This is a genomic window from Dehalococcoidia bacterium (assembly GCA_030648205.1).
Classification (GTDB): Bacteria; Chloroflexota; Dehalococcoidia; order JAUSIH01; family JAUSIH01; genus JAUSIH01.
The window spans coordinates 1-5928 of sequence record JAUSIH010000101.1; the positions used below are offsets into that span (position 1 = coordinate 1).

Here is a 5928-nt window from a genome sequence, read left to right on the forward strand (position 1 = left end):
GGTAGTGTATCAGTTAGGTCGTCGTCATTCCGGCGAAAGCCGGAATCCATCAGAGCGTCTCCCCCATGCACGTCTCTGGACACCGGCCTTCGCCGGTGTGACGGGTAGAGTCCCATTCCCTACCACGGCAAACTGATACACTACCGCAATAGGAGAGGAACTTCCTCGCATCGTTGTCTGTTGCGCCGAACCGCGTAGTCGCCGCCGTGGCCTGGCGCGTTCTCAATCATCGGGCACTAGGGAGTCGGCACGGCCATTCTGACCTACGAGGCGCGCACGGTGACCACAGACGTGGCGTCGCGGGCGAAGTTCCGGCGGTACTGGTGGTTTGTCGGCCCGTTCGTGGGCGTGTTGATGCGGCAGGCTATTGCGCGGCCACAAAAGCCGATGCGGAGCGCCGCCACCGGGCGCATGCTCAGGAGAGCGGAAAGCGGTAGTAGCGTGGTGGGCCCGGCAGGGATCGAACCTGCGACCAGGCGATTATGAGTCGCCCGCTCTAACCACTGAGCTACGGGCCCACGCCGTCTCGTATTCTAACCTGTACGGCCCTCCGCCTCAAGCGCTTCCCTCAGTCCGCCGTTGTCGCTACAATGAGACACGTGCCCACTCCAAGCCATGTGGTCCAGGCCAACGGCCTCTCCGTCCACTACCTGGACTGGGGCGGCGACGGGCCTCCCGTCCTCCTGTGCCATGCCACGGGCGTCGTGAGCGCCGTCTGGTCATGCCTAGGAGACACCCTCGCCCGCAGGGGCTTTCGCCCCATCGCGCCGGACACGCGCGGCCACGGCCTGAGCGACAAGCCTGCGTCCGACTATTCCTGGTACACGCTCGCGGAAGATGTCTATTGTTTCGTTGAGGCGCTGGGGTTGAGACAAGTCGCCGCAGTGGGCCACTCGGCGGGGGGCACGGCTCTGGTGGTCTGCGAAGCGCAGCATCCCGGCACGCTGGACCGGATTGTCCTGATAGACCCCGTCCTTCGGCTGCCGAACGAGCGTCTTGACGGCCGATCCGACATGCTCGCCGAAGGCGCGCGCCGTCGTCGCATGGTCTGGCCCTCGCGACAGGAGATGGTCAGGTCATTCCGGGAGCGCGCGCCCTTCGCATCGTGGAAGGAAGGGTTGCTGCGGGCGTATGTTGAGGCGGGGACGCGGCTGCTGCCGGACGGGCGCGTCGAGCTGCTGTGCCCCGGCCCGATAGAGGCGCAGGTCTATGAGGCGGGCGGCCAGCTTGATCCGTGGCCAGACATGCCGCGGGTACGCTGTCCAGTGCTGTCCATTCGCGGCGAACGGAGTGAGACGTTCAGCGGGGCCGCGGCCGGCAGGCTGATGGAGCTTGTGTCGGACTGCCGCGTGGTGACGATTCCTTCGGCGGGCCACTTCGTGCCCATGGAGCGTCCCACAACGGTCACGCGACTGGTCCTCCAATTCCTGGGAGACCAGGAAGGCGCGGCGGCGCTACTCGACGCAGGGGCCTGACGGGGCTACGGGCTACCTCTGGGGTTGGGCGGCTCCAGGCGCTGGGCATCTTCCGGCCAGGGCGCCAGCGTGAGTGAGGTCTGGATGATGTCCGCTCCGCGCCGCACCGTCACGACGACCTTATCCCCGAGTCGCGCGTGTTCAGATAGCGAATCCTCTCTTCGATGTTCTTGGCCGCGTGTCCGTCCACCGCCAGGATGATATCACCGCTTTTCCCCGGCTGGCCGGAGGCGTTCACGCCACTTTCCTTGATGCTCGCGTCCGAGGCCGGGCTCTTCCCGCGTTGCCGGGGTAACAAGAGCGCCGCAAGTGCATTTGCCTTGACTGGAAGCGCGGACGCCTTCTACAACGCAGCGCAGCTCCACGTCACGTGATGGTGCTAACCCTATGTCCTTGCGCCGTCGCGCGGCTATCGTCGGCGTTCACGAGTTCGAGCGGCGTCAGGCCCCCGACCGGAGCATCCTTCAGATATAGGCTGAGTGCGCTTTCAAGGCCCTGGCGGACGCCGGGCTGACCCTTAGGGATGTGGACGCCATCTCTACTCCCTCGTCGGAGGGAATGAGCCTCCCGTCCATGATAGGCCTCATCCAGGCCGAATACCTGAATATCCATCTCGGGGTGATAGACTCGACGTGCGTCGGCGGCGCGTCCTTCCTCTTCCATGCGCACCACGCGGCGGCGCCTGTCCAGTCCTCTCGGGTTCCGCAAAACAGGTGCGACGAAATCTTGCTCCTTTGGTATCGCCATGCTATGCTGTACCAGTTGTATTGGAGGAGATGCTATGAGCAGCAAAGGCGGCGCGGCCCCCACCTACTGGAAGGAGCTTGCCCTGCGGCACGGCGAAAAAATAAGCTACGAGATTCGCCGGACTCTGCTCTCCAAGCAGACCTCCTTTCAGAAGCTTGAGGTCTTTGATACTGTGGCCTATGGCCTTGCCATGTTTCTTGACGACAAGATTCAGTCCTCCGCCGCCGACGAGTTTGTTTACCACGAGGCCCTGGTCCACCCCGCGCTGTTGGCGCATCCATCACCGCGTAGCGTCTTCATCGCGGGCGGCGGCGAGGGCGCGACCCTACGCCAGGCGCTGCGCCACAACACCGTCGAGCGCGTCGTGATGGTGGACATTGACGAGGAGGCGGTCAAGGCCTGCATTGAGCACTTGAAGCCCTGGCACCAGGGCGCCTTCGCGGACAAGAGGACCACGCTTCTTCACGCCGACGCCCGCGCCTATCTGGAGAAGACGGACCAGGTCTTTGACACCATCCTTGTGGACGTGACCGACCCGCTCGTGGGCGGTCCCTCGTACCTTCTCTTCACCCGGGAGTTCTACCAGCTCGCCTCCCGGCGTCTTGCGCCCAACGGCACCATCGCCGTGCAGGCGGAGAGCGCCGACATGACCGTGCTGGAGGGGCATCTGGCTATCGCCCGGACGCTGGGGGATGTCTTTCCGAAAGTCCATGCCTACCAGGCCCACGTGCCGTCCTTCGGCGAGTCGTGGGGGTTCGTCGTCGGCTCCAAGGGACGCGACCCCGCCGATATCACGGCGGACGAAGTGGACGAGACGCTGGAGGCGCGCGGCTGCTCCGGCCTGCGTTTCTACGACGGCATCACCCACCGGGCGCTGTTCTCGCCGCCGCGCTATGTGCGCGAGGCGCAGGCCCGGGTGAACAGGGTGCTGACTGACAACAACCCCTATTTCCTCACCGTCTAGTAGTCGGAGAGCCTTTTACCATGATCTTCACCAGGCACCTGGTAGAAACTTGTAAGCCCTATAAGACGCCCTTTCTGCTGATGGACAGCGACATCCTCCGGCACAAGTACGCCACCATAGCGGGGAGCCTCCAGGGGCTCAGCGTGTTTTTCGCCGTCAAGTCGAACCCGCACCCCCAGGTGCTGCGCGTGCTGGCGGACAGCGGCAGCGGCTTTGAAGTCTCATCCGAGATGGAGATGGATCTGGTGGTGGCCCTGGGCACACCTCCAGAGCGCATCATATCCTCGAATCCCGTCCGTGCGCCTGCGTTCCTGCGACGCGCAGCGGCGGCGGGCTTAGACGCGTTCGCGTTCGACTCGCCCGGCGAGCTGGAGAAGATCGCCACGCATGCGCCGGGCAGCAGGGTGTATGTGCGGCTGGCCGTGGACAATACGGGAAGCGACTGGCCGCTCTCCAAGAAGTACGGCGTTGACTCCTCGGAGGCGCCGGACTTGCTAAAGTACGCGCGTGACCTCAAGCTCAACCCCTACGGCATCACCTTCCACGTCGGCTCCCAGTGCCTCAACAAGAACAACTGGGTCAACGCTCTCTACATCGCCAGTGAGATATGGAAGTCCGCCGCGCGGCAGGGTATCGCCCTCAAGATGCTGAGCCTGGGCGGTGGCCTGCCCATCCAGCACATCAAGCCGACGCCCACGCTCAAGGAGATAGCTGAGGGCATTGACAAGGCGCTGCAGGAACTTTTCGAGGAGCGCCCGCTGCTGACCATGGAGCCGGGCCGCGCCCTCGTCGGCGATTCCGCCGTCCTGGTGGCGACGGTCATCGGCAAGGTGCAGCGGGGGCTGGAGAGCTGGGTCTATCTGGACGCGGGGGTGTTCAACGCTCTCATGGAGACCATCCAGGGCTTCCAGTACGAGCTGCGCACCGAGCACACCGGGCCGCTGAAGCAAGTCACTGTGGCCGGGCCTAGCTGCGACAGCGTGGACGTCATGTTCCAGAAGATCCTGCTGCCCGAGGTGGAAGTAGGCGACCGCATCTATATCATGAACGCGGGCGCCTACACCCTCTCCTACGCCTCCACATTCAATGGCTTCGGCCCACCGGAAGTGCACTTCATAGGTGAAGCCTCCCCGCCCATCGCTGAGCCGTAGGCCGCGCCTGTCCGGCGTCGCTCGTAGCGCCTTCCGAGGGGAAACGCCGCCTCTAGAACGCGCCTATCCCCGGCGTCTTCACGCTCATCGCGTAGATGGACGTGTGCGCGGTGAAGTAGAGCGTCTTAAAGTCCGGTCCGCCGAACGCGCAGTTTGCGGGGACTTCCGGTGTGCGGATGACACCCAGCTTCTTGCCGGTCTTATCGAACACCCACGTCCCGCCGGAGCCGGTGACGAAGACGTTGCCCGCGCGGTCCACCTTCATCCCGTCCGGCACGCCCTGCTCGTTCGAGTACATGGTGGCGAACACACGGCGGTTGGTCAATTTGCCATCCGGATTGACGTCGAAGGCGTGCACGTAGCGGTGCTCGCACACCTCGCGCTTCTCCATTTCGCGATCGCACCGCTCGTCGAGTCGGCTGTTCGCTACATACAGCGTCTTTCCGTCCGGCGAGAAGCCGAGGCCGTTGGGGTAGGGGCACTGGTCCGTGGCTATGTCCACCGTTCCGTCCGGGAAGATGCGCCAGACGTGGAAGGCGTCCAGGTCGCGGTCCTGCTTCGGCACGCGCAGGCCGGGGTCGGTGAAATAGAACGAGTCGTCCGAGCGGCGGACGATGTCGTTGGGCTTGTTGAACCGCTTGCCGCGCCACTTGTCAACGACGACGGTCCACGCCCCGTCCTTCTCCAGGCGCCCAATGCGCCGGTTGCCGCCTTCGCACATCATCAGCCTGCCCTGCTGGTCGAGGGTGCACCCATTGCCTTCGTTGGTCTTCTCCCGGATTGTCTCCACGCCCTTGCCGGGCGTCCACTTCAGCAGCAGACTTCGGCGGATGTCCACGAAGGTCAGATAGCCTCCCGAGTGCCAGACAGGCCCCTCGGTGAACACCATGTCTTTCACGACCTGCGTGACCTTGGGCGACTCAAGAATGCCGGACAGGTCTCCGTCCATGCTGGGACTCCTTTCGCGTGCGAGATGGTGGGATGTTGGCCGTGCATACCCCGTGCGGGCGGCCCGCCAGGCGAGCGTACCGGTGTGAACGCTGCGCTCTTTTCGACGGAGGTATTGTGCGCGCAGCCTCTTCCGCTGTCAAGCCGTATGATAAGATACGGTTGTCTTGAGCAGCTATCCGAATTCTGCTAACATGGCTTTCGGTCTGCACCCTTCAGTCGTGCAGCGGGAGGACGCCATGGACAACCACGACAGCAACGAGCACATCATCCAGCAAGAGGCCCGCTGGGGGCGCGAGAAGAAGGTCGCCAACCTGCCTCCGACGCGCACGGAGATGGGCCGGGACGTCAAGCCCGTCTACACGCCCGCCGATGTCAAAGGCCTGGACTATCTGCGCGACCTTGGCTTCCCCGGCGAGTACCCGTTCACCCGAGGCGTCTATCCGGGCATGTACCGTGTGACGCCGTGGCAACTGCGCCTCTACTCCGGCTTCGGGACGGCGGAGGACACCAACACGCGCTGGAAGTTCCTCCTCGCCTCCGGTAACAACGGCGTGGCCGTGGCGCTGGACATGCCGACCCAGCTCGGGCTGGATGCGGACCACGAGATGGCGGAGGACGAGGTCGGCAAGCTCGGCGCGGC

Annotated in this window: 7 protein-coding genes and 1 tRNA gene; 4 read left to right on the top strand and 4 right to left on the bottom strand. The window is 64.3% G+C overall.

What is annotated here, in order from left to right; translation table 11 throughout:
• Positions 1–263: 263 nt before the first annotated feature.
• The gene (locus Q7T26_11385) at positions 264–404 is read right to left on the bottom strand and encodes a hypothetical protein (GenBank protein ID MDO8532742.1); all 141 of its coding nucleotides are present in this window, start codon (positions 402–404) and stop codon (positions 264–266) included.
• A gap of 38 nt (positions 405–442) precedes the next feature.
• A tRNA-Ile gene (locus Q7T26_11390) sits at positions 443–518 on the bottom strand.
• Positions 519–599: 81 nt separating this feature from the next.
• Between Q7T26_11390 and Q7T26_11395 the strand changes: the two genes are divergently transcribed.
• Positions 600–1475 (top strand): alpha/beta hydrolase, encoded by an 876-nt coding sequence (locus Q7T26_11395; GenBank protein ID MDO8532743.1) that lies wholly within the window; start codon positions 600–602, stop codon positions 1473–1475.
• Positions 1476–1584: 109 nt separating this feature from the next.
• Here the strand turns inward: Q7T26_11395 and Q7T26_11400 are convergent, their stop codons facing one another.
• The gene (locus tag Q7T26_11400) at positions 1585–1713 is read right to left on the bottom strand and encodes a hypothetical protein (protein ID MDO8532744.1); all 129 of its coding nucleotides are present in this window, start codon (positions 1711–1713) and stop codon (positions 1585–1587) included.
• 543 nt (positions 1714–2256) lie between these two features.
• Between Q7T26_11400 and Q7T26_11405 the strand changes: the two genes are divergently transcribed.
• Both Q7T26_11405 and Q7T26_11410 read left to right on the top strand, forming a co-directional pair.
• On the top strand, positions 2257–3186 hold the full coding sequence (locus Q7T26_11405) for a fused MFS/spermidine synthase (GenBank protein MDO8532745.1): 930 nt from the start codon (positions 2257–2259) through the stop codon (positions 3184–3186).
• Between the two features lie 20 nt (positions 3187–3206).
• Entirely contained in the window at positions 3207–4337 is a 1131-nt protein-coding gene (locus Q7T26_11410; GenBank protein ID MDO8532746.1) for a type III PLP-dependent enzyme, read from the top strand.
• Positions 4338–4389: 52 nt separating this feature from the next.
• Here the strand turns inward: Q7T26_11410 and Q7T26_11415 are convergent, their stop codons facing one another.
• Complete coding sequence (locus tag Q7T26_11415) at positions 4390–5286, bottom strand: SMP-30/gluconolactonase/LRE family protein (protein MDO8532747.1); 897 nt, start codon at positions 5284–5286, stop codon at positions 4390–4392.
• Between the two features lie 238 nt (positions 5287–5524).
• On the opposite strand from Q7T26_11415, the gene Q7T26_11420 reads away from it, so the two are divergent.
• Positions 5525–5928: methylmalonyl-CoA mutase family protein (locus tag Q7T26_11420; GenBank protein ID MDO8532748.1), on the top strand; the 404-nt coding region annotated here is incomplete at its 3' end.